Below are 15,024 nucleotides of genomic sequence, written 5' to 3'. Positions count from 1 at the left end.
TACATGCCAAGACGGTCAAGTGCCGTAGACATTGTCACCAGCTCGCTCGTGCCACATGGAGTAGAAAATCACCTCGGTCGCGGGGCTGAAGATGCGCTCACCGCGCGAGTTCATCGCAGCTCAAACCGCAACCGCCTGAGTGTCCGCTGAAACGGGGGCAAGACCAGTCGGTTGCGGTGTCTCGTTCGGGGGCACAATGCCCAAGCAGATCACTCAGAGGCAAGTTCCGGCAGGTTCGCACGAAGCATCATATCTGTGGTATTTTGGATGTGGCGTTCTATGGCGGCGACAGCGCCATCGACATCATGGGCGAGCGCTAGATCGGCTATCTCGTTGTGCTCCTTCTCAACCGAGCGCCCGGTCTCGTCCACTGGCATCGCGATGCGGCGGTAGCGCTCGGACCGGAGATAAAGCAAGCTGCGAATTTCCAACCAGCACGCATTTGGGCAAGCCGAGACGAGCGCGTCATGGAACTTCTGATGCCGAAGGTAGTAATCCTTGTACTCCCCTGTCTCCGGCAGAATTCTAGCGTGCGACACCGCGTTCAACTCATGTCGAGCGGAGAGCACGGCAACCTCCCAGGCGACCCCCCCGTTGCGGATCGATTGCTCGAGACATCGCATTTCGATTACGGAGCGGACCTCCGACAGTTCGATCAGATCCCGGCGCGCGATAGGCGCGACCACGAACCCCTTTTGAGGCTCTGCTAGCACCAATCCGTCGGAAGACAAGCGAGACAGGGCCTCACGAATGGCACCGGAACTCGCGTCGAATCTCTTGCACAACTCGTCGATCTTCAACCGCTCGCCAGGAAAGATCTCCGCACTGATGATCGCGTACCGGATACGTTCATAGGTCTGCGCCGTCCTGCTCACGGATTTCTTAGTTTCCCCCATATTCTGCCACCGTGAAAAATTTACATTTTCCCTATTTTTGTGCATTTTGAGGCGTGATGTCAACTTCGCGGATGCAGAGTTGAACGATGAAAGTCCCGAAAAGTCTTGCTTCAAGGGAAGTGAAATTTGCCTTACGGCACGGCCTTCGGATGGAGTTCGCTAGTGGGTTAAGCGGCTCGACTAAGCGGACCTGCCCAGGGGTTTGGCTTTATCGACGGCTTTGGTCCGCTCGGAGTAGTTCGTCCGCCAGCGCCATTGTTTCGGTGGCGCCGGAGTGGATTGCAGCGTCCAAAGCCTGGGTCTGAGGAAGGACTCTTGCAGCGAAAAACCGAGCTAAAGCGGATATGCTGCGGCAATGTGGCTTCGCCGAAGTATCCCGGTCGCAGCTTGCCGCCATGCGGACCCACATCCAGGCGAAGCTCACCAGCGCGACGAACCCCAGGTAATCGGTCGCGCTTGCACCCAGTTCCACAGCGTCGCCCCGTTTGGCAACAAGCTCGTCGGTCAGCTTCTCCAGCCTGCCGAGCGCTCCCTCGACGGCCTGTATGGTGCTGTCGAACTGCGGCACCCCCTTCGCTCTCACGATATCTGCGCGCATCAGGTCAAAAAAACCGCGGGCGACCGCGCCATCTTCCAGCGGCAGTTTGCGGGAAACCAGATCCATCGCCTGAACCCCGTTGGTCCCTTCGTAGATCTGAGCGATCCGGGCGTCGCGCACATACTGCTCCATTCCCCACTCGCGAATGTATCCGTGACCGCCGAACACGTGCTGGGATTGTACCGTGATCTCGAAGCCGAAATCCGTGAAGGCCGCCTTTACCACCGGCGTCAGAAGCGCCACAAGCCCCTCGGCCTTCCGCCTCCGGTCCTGGTCCGGGTGGCGCTCGGCGACATCCATCTGCAAGGCTGTGAAGACCGCCAGCGCCCGCCCGGCCTTGGTGAGAGCCTGGCCAGTCAACAGCATCTTGCGCACGTCGGGATGCTCGATGATCCGCACCGGCTCGCGCGATCCGTCCGCCGAGCGGCCCTGCAATCGTTCTCTAGGGTCAGGATGCATTGATTTCGGTTGCACAGCATGATTCACGGCTCCGAAAACGGAGCGTTGAAATGAGCGATCTCTTCTGGCTGACCGACGCGCAGATGGCACGTCTGGCCCGTTTCTTTCCCAAGTCTCACGGTAAGCCTCGGGTCGACGACAGACGCGTGCTGAGTGGGATTATCTTCATCAACCGCAATGGCTTACGCTGGCGAGATGCGCCTTCCGCCTATGATCCACACAAGACGCTTTACAGCCGCTGGAAGCGATGGAGCGAAAAGGGGATCTTCGCGCGGATGATGGTCGGGCTAGCGGCGGCACACGGCGAAGAGACGACCGTGATGATCGATGCGACATTGCTGAAGGCCCACCGAACGGCGACCAGCATGGCCGTCAAAGTGGGGGCGTGGCCGCCTGATCGGGCGAACCAAAGGCGGCATGAACACTAAACTTCACGCCATCTGTGACAGTCAGGGACGACCGATCGACCTGTTCGTCACTGCGGGACAGGTGAGCGATTACATCGGCGCACGGGCCCTGCTCAGCGGCCTGCCAAACTTCAAATGGCTGCTCGGTGATCGCGGCTATGATGCCGACTGGCTCCGAAAAGCATTGCAGGACAAGGGCATACGCGCCTGCATCCCGGTCGAAAACAGCGGAAGACGCCGGTCAAATACGATAAGCGACGCCACAAGCGGCGCAACCGGATCGAGATCATGTTCGGCAGGCTAAAGGACTGGAGGCGCGTCGCGACCCGCTATGACCGATGCCCAAAGGTGCTCCTCTCAGCCATCGCCCTCGCGGCTGTCGTCATCTATTGGTTATGAATCCTGACCCCAATGCCAGCAACGATAGCTGCTGTTATTTGGCGGGATGGCAGTTCACCCCGTCGGCCGCCATCGGATGGCTCAAGGACACGGTGGGCGGCATATGCTGTGCCGCCCACCTCTCGTTGCTTGTCAGTTGGCGACGCAGGTGAAGCTCTCTGCGCTCGACGGATCTCCTTCCCCATCGTACTCGGCATAGAGCGGGTACGGACACAGAGGACGCGAAAGATTCTTGCCGCCAAAATAGTCCGGGTTGGACACCGTGGCTTCAAGCCGTTCGATGGGAAGATCGTCCTCGACCCAAGCCATCAGCGGGGTCAGCAGGTCGACATCGTCTGTTGCCGGACCTCCCTGGCAATGGTTCATCCCGGGGATAATAAATAGCCGCGCAAAGTCCGCTGCCTGACCATCGGCTGTCTCGTTGACGGCATTCCAGTACTTGATCGTATCAAGTGCGGAAAATGCTGCGTCTGCCGCTCCGTGATAGATCACGAGCTTTCCGCCGCGGGATGCGAAATCGGAAAGGTCCGGCGAATCCGCGTTACCAAGTTCGGCCGACGAGACGGGGTAAAGATCGGTAGTCGCATAGGCGAGCGCCGGCGTCTCGTCTATGTTGAAGTTCATCTCGAACCGCACATATTCATCCGGGCGCAGAGGCACCGGTGGGGTCTGCCAGAGCATTGCGTGTTGCGGAGTGCTGAGGGTCACTTTGCGGGCATTGTTTTGGTCGCTGTCATAGGAACCGAACCACCACGACCGGAATCCGTCATTCACGCTGTCGCCGATCCGCCCGCCGATACCGGGATCCCAGGGATGGCCGGGATACAGCCTTGTCCCGTCTGATGTCACGGGTCCGGCCATCCCGGCGACAAAGGCGTCGATCTGATCCTCCAGCAGGCAACCTTCTTCCTTTGCACCAGAACAAGTAAGTGCTCTCAGTCGCGGAAGCACTGTAACAGTCGTACAGGCCTCAATATTATTGGACATCCGGTCCTCCAACCCGTCCAGCGCATCGCAGGCACCAACAACCGCGTCAGCGATCAGTTGAACGTCGTTGTCCGAATAAAGCTTGTTCAGCAGCGGGATTCCGTCAGGCCCCGACTGGTTCCGCGTTTCCGCTAGGTTCCCAAAGATTCTGAGCAGAAACGGCGCATAGGCTGCCGAGTATGAGAAGTGGATCCCCGGTGCACCGGCCGCAATACCATCATACAGATCGGGATAGCGCTGCGTCATCAGCGCAGCTTCGCGTCCGCCTTCCGAACAACCGATGAAATAGGACTTTTCAGGTGCAGCACCATAATATTTCTCGACAATTGCCTTCCCTACACGTGTCACAATATCATAGGACATGTAGCCGAAATCAAGCCGCGCCTGCGGATCCATGCCGAATGCGGAGCGCCCCGAGGCATTGCTGTCGGAGTTGGTGTCATTGTCATGGCCTGAATCTGTTGTCACGACCGCAAAGCCACGCTCAAGAGCAGAATCCTCTTGGTTGAGCCCCGTAGGCCCCATGGCGTCTTTCAATGCGCCGTTCGAGCCGCCGCCCCCCTCCATGTAGAAGCGGCCATTCCAGTCCTGCGGCAACCTGAGTCGAAACTTGATCGAATAATGTTGCCCGTCCACAGGGCTGATCCGATCATTGATCGCACCGACAATTTCACAATGCGCCGGCATACCCTTATCTCCGGCATGCTCTGCAATTTCGATCAGGCGAAAACCTTGGACATCCGCTGGAAGCTCAATCTCCGTGAGATTCGCCGCGTCAAAGCAAGATAGAAACTGATTGGGAAAATCTCCGGCGACAGCGGCATCGGCATGATCCACACCCGTCAAGAAGAAACCGCTCGCGATTGCTGCAAGGGCCGTAGTTGATCTGATAATTGGCATTTACTCTCCTCCATTTTGTCACTCCTGCGCACCCCGGAATCGCTTCAACAAATCAAACGCACTCGCACAGCGGGCGGCGAATGCCCTTAATTGCTCCAGCAACCCTCTACCGAAACGCATCCTCCGTCGCGTCGCCGGTAGATCCTGGCTCTTCGCCGTTTTAGGTAGCTTCATTCTCAAAAAAACCGATGTTCGTTATTCGAACAATATCCGAAATTCGCGCTTTTGGATTGTTAGCCGTAAAACCTATGCTGTCAAGCGTGGGAATGACGGGCACGTGCCGCGGCGGCGATACTGGGGTGATGCGGACAACCTCCAGATCGTGGAGGGGAGCTTCGTCGGGCGACGTGAGGTGGCGGTAACGACACGTCGGCATGGTATCGCGCTTCCTGCTGACTATGTGGCGGCGGCAGTATCGGAATGGCGAGCTTTACGCCGTGTCGCTTTGCCTTTAAATCTGAGACATGGCGCTTTGAGCGTCGAGTTTTGTCCTTAACTGTGAGATTCGGCTGTCTTTGGTCCTGTGCTTCTGGCGCGCTGTTGCGCAACATGATCAACTGCGGCAAGCAGACGTGGCTCTCTCTCGAAGGCGCGCAACAGAGCAATTCTTACATAGTCGTCGGCACCGGCGCTGGATATGGCCGCTTTTATCAGCGGACGAGACTGGGCCGCAGCGATCGCCGCAAGGCAGAACAGCCTCACTTCCGGTCTGGGGCTCTGAAGAGCGAATAACGGATCCCCGCGGACGGCCTTGAGCGACATGCCAAAGGTGACCGCGCGCATCGCACGTCGAAGTAGGTTGGGGCGGTTTGACGTCGCTGCGTGCTCAAGCAGCCCTGCCCCGCAGCGCGCACGGTCTATCAGTTTTTCAGGCAACTTTTCGTCACCGGGCTTTGCGAGGCTCCGAACAAGTAGGGTCCCGCAAAATTGGCAATCAAATGCCCAGGATCGCCGCCAATGCCTGAGCGAGAGGCCGCGTCGGGAACACTCGGGGCAAGACTGGAAAGGAACTTGCGCTGTGAGCATCATCTCCATTTTCGTCATTGCCCTAAAAGTCATTGACTGCACGGTGTCGGGATCGACACGCGCAGCGATAGATATCTTTTCCGCATCGGCCGCCTCAACGTCGAAGTCCAGGGCGGCGCCATGTCGTGTATCGATCTCGATATGGGCCAGCAGTTCCGCGTCATTACAGTAGTTGGCCGCAGCCAGCCGAGACAACCAACCTGACAACAACTCGTCTGGCAGCGGCGCGACAGTCTTTGGCAGCGGGCGCGGCTTCACACCCGGGACTTCTCGAGCCGCCGCCCAGCGGACGCGTGACGCGACCAAACCGGCGTCCATTTTGCGATTGCGTCATCGGTGATGCATTCATCACCAGTGACAATGGCGTCGATGGAAAGATCCTTGATCAGGGCGAAGATGCGCGAGGTCACCCCACCGGTCAGTGCAAGCATCTGCTTGAGCGACTTGACCTTCAGATTGGATTTCTTCTCGAGGGGCATTGCCGCGATGAGTGTTTGAATCATGTCCGAGAACTCGGCATCGTCGCGCCAGTTTGGCAGGTGATGTTCGTCCAGCCGCCTGGCAAGCTGGAGATCACCACGGATGGCATCGACGGCCTCGCTGACCCCGAGGCATACCAGCGACACTTCGAGTTCATTGCTGAGATACCGCAGAACATTGAGAAAGCGGCGCTGTTCGCGGTGGGTCCCGGCCAAAAGATTGTGGACCTCGTCGATCATGATCATCCGCAGGCCAAGGTCGCGCAAGAGTGCGATGACACGGACTTCGAGGGAAGCCACATTTTGAGCGCGGGCGCTCAGTGCCGTCGCCGGGGCGCCGACGGCGGCCAAGATGTGCAGATAGAACCGCCGTTCGTCGGGTGCGGGCGGCGCTTGCAACAGCAGAAGCGGTGTGCGCGTGATGCCTGACGGCGGATCGTATTCTGGTGCGTACTTGCGCGACAGGTTTCGGGCGATCATCGTCTTTCCGATCCCGGACGCGCCATGCACAAGAAGGCCAGGCATACGGGTTTGCCTTGGCGCCTCGATCATACCCTGCAAACGGTCCAGCACTTGTTCGGCCCGCGGAAAGCCGATCCAAATGTCCGATTGAATGAGGGCGATCCGACCGTCTTCCTCAGTTGTCCCTGCCGTCAATTCACCATCTCTCTACCTTGAACAATGGGCGCGATGTATCACCCGTATCGATCGCGCGCAGCCCTTCGGTTGTCGCGACAGCCGAGTTGGCGCCCTCCAATGTCCCTTTTCTTTCACGGGATCGGCGTTCGGCCTTCGTGAGGCCCCGGCTTTCAGCTTCGATCTGGCGTTGCTGTCGGATCAGCTCAGCCAGGACCAGCTCATTGGACCCGGACTTGCCAAGTGCACGGGCCTTCCTCATGGCTTCGCGATATTCCCAGAGCGGCACGGGCGGAATTTCCAGGTTTCTGTAACGCGCCTCAACATATCGGCCATCGTCCAATTCGACCCAGATCATTGAGATATCGCGAGGGTCGTAGCGAACGACCACCTTCCCATCGCTGCGCCCAATGTGGCCTGCAAGAGCATCCGACCAGTACCGTATCTGAAACAGATGGATGCCGTCACGCCTGACCTTGCGCAATTCGCTCGGCAAGAAGCTCACCCGAAAGGCTTCCATCTCGAAGGGGATGTCGCCCATCATTTGCTCTGAGAGCGCCTCCCATTTGGCGACGGGCGTACAGCCAAGACTTGAATGAATGCTGTTGTTGTAGCGGCAGATTTCCAGGGCAAACCAGCGATCGAAGTCGCCTAAAGTCATCGTGGCCATGCCTTCGGCATCGTAGTCGCCCTTGGCCACGACCGAGGATTGCGTTGTTCCAGGCAACAGGTGCACGGCCCCCATCATCGTGCCGATCAATCGTTCGATGTGCCCTCCGAAATGAGGACTGCCTGGCGGCCGATAGACCAGATCGATCCCCCATTCCGCACATGCCGACCGAAAGGCATGCGACCGGAAATCGCGCCCGTTATCGACGTGGATGCTATGCGGTTTACCCTGCGCGGGCCAAGGAACATTGCACACCAATTCCGCCAGAAGTTCCGCCTTGGGGGCCACAGCCTGTGTCAGGCAAAGCGCCACTGACAGACGCGAAGGGGCCTCCAGAGAGGTGTAGTATCCAGTTACCATCCGCGTTGCGATGTCGATCGCCAGCGTGACCCAAGGCCGCCCAATTGGTTGGCGTTCAAAGCTGTCGACAAGAATGATGTCCGCCGGCGTATGATCAATTTGGACGATCTCCAGTGGCACACTGGCCTTGACCTCACCTGTGACCGGCGCAAATTTCTGGCGGGCCACCTTTGCGCCCTCTCGTGCTTTCGCAACTTCGCGGGCATCCATCGCATCCAGACGACGCTGAACCGTCCGCCGTGTCGGCGGCTGCAAGCCTTGTTGCCAGCACGCGCTGCGGATTTCTGTCACGACGCGCGACAGGCTCGAACGCTCCCGGCGCAAGAAATAACGGCGAAGATGTTCTTCGATCACCGCTTCAACTTTGCCGGATATCAAAGTTGTTCCAGTCGGGCGGCCCCGTTTCCGCGGCACCAGAGCGCTCGTGCGCCCACCCTCTTCGGCCAGCCGCTTTAACCAACGCCATACCGTAGCCCTGCTGACACCGAGTTCCCAAACGGCATCATTGATGCCACTTTCCAGACCGCCAGTACCTTTCAGATATGCCTGAACAAGCGGACGCAGCACTGCAGCCCTGCGCGCCTCTTCTGCACCAACGGCAACTGAGTCTTCGCCATCATTTTCCATCGATATCTGCCGCACAAGCCTGTGAACCCTGTCTCAGGTTTAAGGGCAAAAATATCGGAATTAAAGGCAAAATCTCATATTTAAGGGCAAAACACAGTCGTTGAATTCATTGAATTTCTCATCTCACAATTAAGGGCTACGCGACAGCCGCGAAGAGCGCCCTACCCTGCTGGAACGTCGATACGCAAGTGATCTGGGAACGCTTCCTTGCCTTCAACCGGGCCCGTGGGAACAGCAAGGTTCCGGCCGGTTTCCTGCTCGGCTTCATGCGCCGGTGGCGCACCTCGCTTGGAGAAGCGACGCGCCCACCGGCTCTCCCCGCACCACAGCCGGTTCAAGAGCCACGAGAGCGCGAGCTGCACGAACAGATCAAGGCTGCGCCAAGCTCGAACCGCCAGTTTCACGCGTCAGACCTGTGTCGCGTCATAGGGCAAGCGGCGTACGATGCGCGCATTGTCGCCGTGATCCGGCAGTTCGGTTGCCCGAGGTTCACTGCTACGCTTGCAGTCCACGGGCGTGCAGTCCTGGCGGGCGAAATCTCGCGGTGATGATGGATCGGGTGCCACAACTCTGGCCAGAACGTATTCAGTCAGGGCAGTTCTGGGATCAAAGCAGGTCGGCGAATTGCTCCAGGTCGGCAACCGTGGCGACCAACCCCTGCTGTGTCAGGATCGCGAGATACTCGTCGACGCTTTTGAGCGGATTCTTGAGGCGCGCGCGAACTTTCCGCAGCGCGGAACAGACCAGACCGGGCGCGAGAGACAGTTGGTTCCGGAAAAAGTCGTCAGGGTGTTGGGTCTCGATGCCAAAGGGCGCAAGTGCCGCTGGTGGGAAGTCCTTCAGGTTCTGCGTGACGATCGCGTCACAGCGCCCAACGATTGCCGCCGCCAGAACGTGCCGATCGTCAGGGTCCGGCAGTGTTAGGGCCGGCACCAATGCCTCGTAGCCGGTGACCAGACAGTCGCGTGTGGCCCTGTCCATCAAGTCGCGAGTTCGTTCCAGCGCGGCGCGCTCCCGATGAGGTTCATTGCGCAGAAGCGCATCAATCCACTCCCGATGGATATCGGCCGTCCACTTGGCCTTGAAAAGGTCTGTGACCGCCAACTGCATCAGTGCATCGCGCATCGGCGCGGGATAAAGGACGTTCGCATCGAACAGGACCGTGTACTGGCTCATTTCGAGCGGTAGCCCATGTCCTGCTCTTGAGCGTCGGCGGCCAGTTGATCGAGCGCAGCTTCACGCTCGGTATCGATCGCGGCCTTGTAGGACATCACGTCTTCCATGCGGACGCGGCGATGCTTGCCGACCTTCCGATGCGGTATGGCACCATCCTCGAGCAGCTTGATCAGGAACGGACGCGAGACGTTCAGAACCTCAGCGGCCTGTACGGTCGAGAGTTCGGCGTTCTCGGGGATGATGGTGACCCCCCGCCCCGCTGCCATCGCCTCGAGGATCTCCATGAGCAGCGATACGGCGCCCGCAGGAAGCTCGATCGGCTCCATCTGCTCGGAGTCCGTCACACGAAGTTTCAACGGCGCGCGCGCCTGGGCGAAGCGTGACAATGCCTGGCCAGAGACGCGCGCAATCGCTGCGTCCTGCGGCGTGGGCGGAAGATGTCGGTGTGCCAGCATGTTCATGGTGGTCTCCTCTCCGGTTTCTGTTCTCTACCACCATATATGAAATAAGTGCAACAAATGCATTAAGTGTTGGTGAGTTTCTGCGCGCCCTGCCGCGTGCTCGCGGTTATCGCTGCTGTCGAGTGAGCGGGTGAGACCCACGCTAACCTTCAGTTTGTCGCCTTCCACATCCTGAACCGCCCCTGTCCTGTCACCTCGCGGATCAGACCCCGCTCTTGCATCCATGCAAGGTTGCGCTGAACAGCGGCGCGACTGGCACTCGTCAGGGCCTGGGCCATTGGCGCAGAGACGAGCGGCCATTCGGTCAGCACTGCGCGCAAGGCCGGCGGCGTCCTGCCCGAGAGCAATGTCATTTCGGCTTCCGCCCGCGCCGACCATGCCTCGATATCGTCAAGGTGCCGCACCGCGGTCAGGCACGCGGCTTCCATCCCGTATAGCCAGCGTTCCAGACGTTCGAACGGTGAACCACCGGCTCGTAGTCCCCCTGCCCCGCCCATGGCCAGAGGCGTGAAGACTGCGCCTCTTCCATCGCTGGCCGCGATCCGCGCAGCTGCGACAGCCGCTTCCATACGGTCGTCGTGCTGCCCGAGCCCCGCGAGGCGCCAGAGGTGAAAGCCCGCGCAAGCGCGAGTGATCGGGTGCAGGTCCGTGGCCTGCCCCATCAGATCCAGCCAACCGCTCGCGCGATCCACGAACGGCTCGGTCTCATCACTGATGTTCTCGGGGTCGCGACGGTCGAGGAAGGCGGAAAGGTCCTGCTCCGGTCCCGGTCCACCCGTCAGTCGCCGAATCGCCCATCCGACTCGCGCCAGCGCCGCCGTGTCGTCCTGGACACCGGACAGGCGCAGCGAGATCCAGAGCGCCAGCCGGTCTTGGCTGATGCGGTCACCGGTGTGCCAGCTCAAATCTGCGGCCTCCATCAGCGCAAGCCGATGCCGCCATCCTTCCGGTCCGCGCTTCAACCGGTCGTCCAGCGCGCCGACGCGACCGGCCACACGGGCAAGACGCGCGGCCTGCCCGCCCTCTGCCTTCCGCCATTCGTCGAGGACCTCGGTTTCACGCGGTTCGGCCCGTGGTCCCGGCGGCAAATAGTCCGGCTCGTCGTCCATCGGACCGGGCAGAAACCACAGGTCGTCCTCAGACGCCTGTTCGACCTCCTCAGCATAAATGCCGAGCGCGTCGGATTCATCATACAATGCGGGGGTTCCAGGCCTCATATGCGCAAAATACAGCTATTTTGAGCTTTACCCAAGGGTTTTATCAGAGTGCGTTTGTACACCTTACATAGCACGCGCGCGCGATGGTCCGCGAGACCTCCCTGATCGCGCTCTGCGTATGGAAACCAAGGGCTTTCTGATGAACAGCGCCACAGAGCGCGCCCTTGCATTCATTTACAAACGGTCGTTTATTACCGATACCTTAAATTGCAAACGGCCCGATTTCAGGCCCCTCATAGGCTATGCGCGCGTATCAACAGAGGATCAGACCCCCCTGCCCCCGTCTGAGGCTCTCCAATCTGCGGGTTGCGCCGAAATCTTCGAAGAACACGCCTCAGGCGGCAACCGCGCGCGTGCTGGAACGTGTCCAGAGCGGTGACACGCTGGTTGTCGTGCGGATCACCGGCTTGCGCGGTCTCTGTCGCACTTGCTGGAGGTGATCGAGCGGCTGGAAGCCAGGGGTGCTTTCTTTCGTTCACTCCAAGACCTGATCGATACTGCCTCCCCGCAGGGCAAGTTCACCCTGCAGGTTCTGGGCGCTGCGGCCGAGTTCGAACGCGCGCTGATCCGCGAACGGACAAAGGCTGGGCTCGCCTCTGCGCGCGCCAAAGGACGTGTGGGCGGCAACCCTGGGCTTCGCGCCAAGGACCCCGCCGCGCTGCGCAAGGTGCGACTGGCGCGGCAAGACGGCTACATGGAGCGCCTGAACGAGACCGCGCAGGTTGGGTACCCCACGTGCGCCGCTTGCGCCCCCATATGGCCTCGGAAGACGTCCTGCGGATCATCAATTGCCCCCTGCCCCCAGATCGCCGCTGGACCCAAAGCCGCTTGCTCCGCGCCGTGAAGGCATATGTGCGCGACGGGTTCCTGCCTGATGAAGTGCTTGGACGCGCTGGACGTCCCAAAACCGACGATCGCCTGCCGGCGATTGTAGCAGCTATCAAGGGTGCGGATCCTGATATAATGCTGCAGGCAATCTGCGACCTGCTGGAATCGATGCGTGAGCGCACCCCTCGGGGTCGTGCCAGCTGGCAGCCGTCTTCGGTCAAGATGTTGCTCGAACGAGCGGAGCGACTTGGTCTAATTGCATCAGAATCGGTCTACTCCCGACTGTAACTAGCAAAGGCTCATCCAGCTGAATCTATCGCTCCAGGCACCGTCAGAAGGTCAATTGTGCCATTGGTTGCATGGGTTTAGCCGATACCGTCTAAACAATTCGGATAGGTGGTTTGAAACACGAGCTCGTAGACTTAATTAAATAAAATCAAAAACTTGCGTTAATTTTGATGTGACTGTACGTATTGGCGCTGTGGGTAACTTTCACACTACATCTAAATTCTTCTTGCCGGACACACTGGATCGTGGCATTCCCATTCTGACGGCAAAACGCGTCAAACGCGCTGTACACCGTCAGAATGACTAAGAGCCTTAACAGAGGCCGAGAGTGGGCAGCAGGACATGGATGATCGTAACGTTGGATACACGCAAGGCATAGGCTCTTCCGACATCGGAGCATTTGCAGACAATCTGGCTGAGTCTTTGGATCGCCAGATGAAGATCGCTTTCGAACCCGAAGAACGAAAGTCCCTGCGCCGTTTCAGTTCTACCGAAGTTGCCAGCCTCCTGCGCGTAAGCACATCTAATCTGCGCAACCGGCACAAAGACGGCAGCTTCCCGGAAGTGCACGCAGACAACCGCGGGCACAGGTTCTACACAGCCCAAGAGATTGATGACTTGCGCGATATTCTGGAGCGCACTGGAAAGAACGCAGAAAGCTACCGCCCAGGTCGACGTGATGGCGATCGTCTCCAGGTGATATCTATTGTCAATTTCAAAGGCGGATCGTCAAAAACGACAGCAACGATCCATCTTGCACAACGGTATGCCTTGCGAGGCTACCGAGTGTTGGTCTTGGATCTCGATCCGCAGGCAAGTTTGACCACCTTTTTCGGCTTTCGGCCTGAGCTCGAGTTCGCAGAAGGCGGCACAATCTATGATGCTCTGAGATATGAAGATCAGGTTCCGCTCTCAAACGTGATCCAAAAGACATACTTTCATAAACTCGACATGGTGCCAGCCGGTTTGATGCTTTCGGAGTACGAAACCGAGACCGCAAACGCACTCGCCCGTCGCGTACAGCCCATCTTTGCAGAGCGCCTCGCTTTGGCGCTGGAAGAGGTTGAGGCAAACTACGACATCGTTTTGATCGACTGCCCGCCTCAACTTGGTTTTTTGACCCTTACGGCGTTGGCAGCCTCGACGGGGCTTTTGGTAACCGTGGTACCTGGCATGCTCGACATCGCTTCCATGAGCCAGTTCCTGAAACTTGCTTCGGAAACGGTCAAGGCCGTGGAAGAAGCCATCGGTCGGCGTGTTACCTGGGATTTTGTCAAGTTCCTGATTACCAGATATGAACCGTCGGACGGGCCGCAGACCCAAATGGCAGGCTACCTGAGATCGATTCTGGCAGGTCAGGTCATGACAGAGCCAATGCTGAAGTCTACGGCAATCTCCGACGCGGGGATGACCCAACAGACCGTCTACGAAGTAGACCCAAGCCAGTTCATCAGAAAGACAATTGATCGCGCCCTGACTAGCGTGAACGGCGTTGGCGATGAACTGGAGCAGACGATCCAAATGGCATGGGGGCGTCGCTGATGGCCCGAAACATCTTCAACCAGCCTCCAAAGGATGAGACGGAGAGCGCAGCCCCCTCCCCTACCCCGCCAAAAGCGGCAAAGCTGCCGGGATCTGTTGGTGGATTGCGCGACTCTTTGCGCGAGATCACAGCAAACTCGATCCGCGACATTGAGCCCGATCAGATTGACATGGATGGTCTGCGCGATCGGTTGGTGCTGGAAGATTCCAGCATCGATGAGTTGGCCGAGAGCATTCGTAAGCATGGCCAACAAGTGCCCATCATGGTTCGCCCATCAACCCAACCGGACAGATACCGCATCATCTACGGTCGCCGCAGGCTTGCGGCGATCCGTAAGGTTGGTGGCACGGTCAAGGCGATCGTTCGAACCTTGGATGATGACGCATCTCTGATCGCTCAGGGCCAGGAGAACAACCTCCGGCTAGATCCGTCTTTCATAGAAAAATCATTATTTATCAAAGAGATGCATGAATCCGGGTACAAACCCGGTGTCATTCAGGATGCTCTAGGCCTGACCCGGCAAGGCGTATCCAACCACAGGGTTGTCATTGAGCAACTGCCGGACGGGCTTGTTCAACTCATCGGGCCAGCACATGGCATCGGACGACGGCAGTGGGGTGATCTGGCTACCTTATCGGTGAAGGTAGATTTGTTGGACATCGCCAAAGAGACAATCGCCGCCCTGCCCGACGACACTCCAAGTTCCGAAAAGTTCCAGGCGGTCTACTCGGCTTGCGCAAGCAAAACACGTAACGACAAAAAGCCGCCCAATCGTGGTCTGACGTCGGTCATCAAAGATAAGCACGGCAGTTCTTTGGGCACGCTGACTGTCGATGAGAAAGCAATCGCTATCAAGGTCGTCAAAAAGGACAACCCGGAATTCGGCCAATGGCTCGAAGAGCGCGCGGAAGCAACGCTTTTGCAGCTCTTCGAACGGTGGCGGAATGAGAGCGGCTCTGGGTCCTAACCCAAGCCACACAGAGTAACGCGAGCAGAGGAGAAAAGCGAAGACCAGAAAGAAAAGAGCCCCCCAAAGTTTCCCCTGGAGAGCCCTCATCATTCGATTA

Annotated in this window: 11 protein-coding genes and 3 pseudogenes; 5 read left to right on the top strand and 9 right to left on the bottom strand. The window is 58.7% G+C overall.

The window, feature by feature from the left end:
* Positions 1-209: 209 nt before the first annotated feature.
* Positions 210-896 (bottom strand): GntR family transcriptional regulator, encoded by a 687-nt coding sequence (locus CBW24_RS16730; protein WP_198405288.1) that lies wholly within the window; start codon positions 894-896, stop codon positions 210-212.
* A 208-nt stretch (positions 897-1,104) separates the two neighbouring features.
* Positions 1,105-1,953 carry an acyl-CoA dehydrogenase family protein gene (locus tag CBW24_RS16725; RefSeq protein WP_097374465.1) on the bottom strand — a complete coding sequence of 283 codons (849 nt, stop codon included), beginning with the start codon at positions 1,951-1,953 and terminating at the stop codon, positions 1,105-1,107.
* Positions 1,954-2,003: 50 nt separating this feature from the next.
* Here CBW24_RS16725 and CBW24_RS16720 point away from each other — a divergent pair.
* Positions 2,004-2,759, top strand: a pseudogene (locus tag CBW24_RS16720) (IS5 family transposase).
* Between the two features lie 132 nt (positions 2,760-2,891).
* On the opposite strand, the gene CBW24_RS16715 reads toward CBW24_RS16720, so the two are convergent.
* From CBW24_RS16715 to CBW24_RS16700, 4 genes are all read right to left on the bottom strand, one after another.
* Positions 2,892-4,646: a tannase/feruloyl esterase family alpha/beta hydrolase gene (locus CBW24_RS16715; RefSeq protein ID WP_097374464.1), complete on the bottom strand. Its 1,755-nt coding sequence runs from the start codon at positions 4,644-4,646 to the stop codon at positions 2,892-2,894.
* Positions 4,647-5,138: 492 nt separating this feature from the next.
* Positions 5,139-5,930: a TniQ family protein gene (locus CBW24_RS16710; RefSeq protein ID WP_093037357.1), complete on the bottom strand. Its 792-nt coding sequence runs from the start codon at positions 5,928-5,930 to the stop codon at positions 5,139-5,141.
* Positions 5,927-6,808, bottom strand: coding sequence for a TniB family NTP-binding protein (locus tag CBW24_RS16705; protein ID WP_093037101.1), 882 nt, complete (start codon positions 6,806-6,808; stop codon positions 5,927-5,929). The genes CBW24_RS16710 and CBW24_RS16705 overlap by 4 nt, the downstream gene beginning before the upstream one ends.
* A 1-nt stretch (position 6,809) precedes the next feature.
* Entirely contained in the window at positions 6,810-8,444 is a 1,635-nt protein-coding gene (locus CBW24_RS16700; RefSeq protein ID WP_139274568.1) for a TnsB C-terminal domain-containing protein, read from the bottom strand.
* A gap of 146 nt (positions 8,445-8,590) precedes the next feature.
* Between CBW24_RS16700 and CBW24_RS18705 the strand changes: the two are divergent.
* Positions 8,591-8,992: pseudogene (locus tag CBW24_RS18705) on the top strand (hypothetical protein); the annotation flags it as partial.
* A gap of 58 nt (positions 8,993-9,050) precedes the next feature.
* On the opposite strand, the gene CBW24_RS16690 reads toward CBW24_RS18705, so the two are convergent.
* The 3 genes from CBW24_RS16690 to CBW24_RS16680 form a co-directional block, all read right to left on the bottom strand.
* Positions 9,051-9,620: a VapC50 family PIN domain-containing toxin gene (locus CBW24_RS16690; protein ID WP_007803220.1), complete on the bottom strand. Its 570-nt coding sequence runs from the start codon at positions 9,618-9,620 to the stop codon at positions 9,051-9,053.
* Positions 9,617-10,081 carry an excisionase family DNA-binding protein gene (locus CBW24_RS16685; protein ID WP_007803221.1) on the bottom strand — a complete coding sequence of 155 codons (465 nt, stop codon included), beginning with the start codon at positions 10,079-10,081 and terminating at the stop codon, positions 9,617-9,619. The genes CBW24_RS16690 and CBW24_RS16685 overlap by 4 nt, the downstream gene beginning before the upstream one ends.
* A 149-nt stretch (positions 10,082-10,230) precedes the next feature.
* Positions 10,231-11,298 (bottom strand): helix-turn-helix domain-containing protein, encoded by a 1,068-nt coding sequence (locus tag CBW24_RS16680; protein WP_007803223.1) that lies wholly within the window; start codon positions 11,296-11,298, stop codon positions 10,231-10,233.
* A 139-nt stretch (positions 11,299-11,437) separates the two neighbouring features.
* Between CBW24_RS16680 and CBW24_RS16675 the strand changes: the two are divergent.
* The 3 genes and pseudogenes from CBW24_RS16675 to repB all read left to right on the top strand — a co-directional run bounded on the left by CBW24_RS16675 (position 11,438) and on the right by repB (position 14,924).
* A pseudogene (locus tag CBW24_RS16675) lies at positions 11,438-12,414 on the top strand (recombinase family protein).
* Positions 12,415-12,756: 342 nt separating this feature from the next.
* Complete coding sequence (repA, locus tag CBW24_RS16670; RefSeq protein ID WP_097374463.1) at positions 12,757-13,956, top strand: plasmid partitioning protein RepA; 1,200 nt, start codon at positions 12,757-12,759, stop codon at positions 13,954-13,956.
* Entirely contained in the window at positions 13,956-14,924 is a 969-nt protein-coding gene (repB, locus tag CBW24_RS16665) for a plasmid partitioning protein RepB (RefSeq protein WP_232530350.1), read from the top strand. Before repA ends, repB begins: the two co-directional genes overlap by 1 nt.
* Positions 14,925-15,024 lie beyond the last annotated feature (100 nt).

This window comes from Pacificitalea manganoxidans, assembly GCF_002504165.1.
GTDB lineage: Bacteria > Pseudomonadota > Alphaproteobacteria > Rhodobacterales > Rhodobacteraceae > Pacificitalea > Pacificitalea manganoxidans.
Note: the sequence above shows the minus strand (reverse complement) of the source record. Positions and strands in the feature narration are given on the sequence as shown.

Bases quoted from the DNA above. Each gene is read 5' to 3' on its own strand.
- CBW24_RS16730 (WP_198405288.1), bottom strand. From the start codon at position 896: ATGGGGGAAACTAAGAAATCCGTGAGCAGGACGGCGCAGACCTATGAA.
- CBW24_RS16725 (WP_097374465.1), bottom strand. From the start codon at position 1,953: ATGCATCCTGACCCTAGAGAACGATTGCAGGGCCGCTCGGCGGACGGA.
- CBW24_RS16715 (WP_097374464.1), bottom strand. From the start codon at position 4,646: ATGCCAATTATCAGATCAACTACGGCCCTTGCAGCAATCGCGAGCGGT.
- CBW24_RS16700 (WP_139274568.1), bottom strand. From the start codon at position 8,444: ATGGAAAATGATGGCGAAGACTCAGTTGCCGTTGGTGCAGAAGAGGCG.
- CBW24_RS16690 (WP_007803220.1), bottom strand. From the start codon at position 9,620: ATGAGCCAGTACACGGTCCTGTTCGATGCGAACGTCCTTTATCCCGCG.
- CBW24_RS16685 (WP_007803221.1), bottom strand. From the start codon at position 10,081: ATGAACATGCTGGCACACCGACATCTTCCGCCCACGCCGCAGGACGCA.
- CBW24_RS16680 (WP_007803223.1), bottom strand. From the start codon at position 11,298: ATGAGGCCTGGAACCCCCGCATTGTATGATGAATCCGACGCGCTCGGC.
- repA (WP_097374463.1), top strand. From the start codon at position 12,757: ATGGATGATCGTAACGTTGGATACACGCAAGGCATAGGCTCTTCCGAC.
- repB (WP_232530350.1), top strand. From the start codon at position 13,956: ATGGCCCGAAACATCTTCAACCAGCCTCCAAAGGATGAGACGGAGAGC.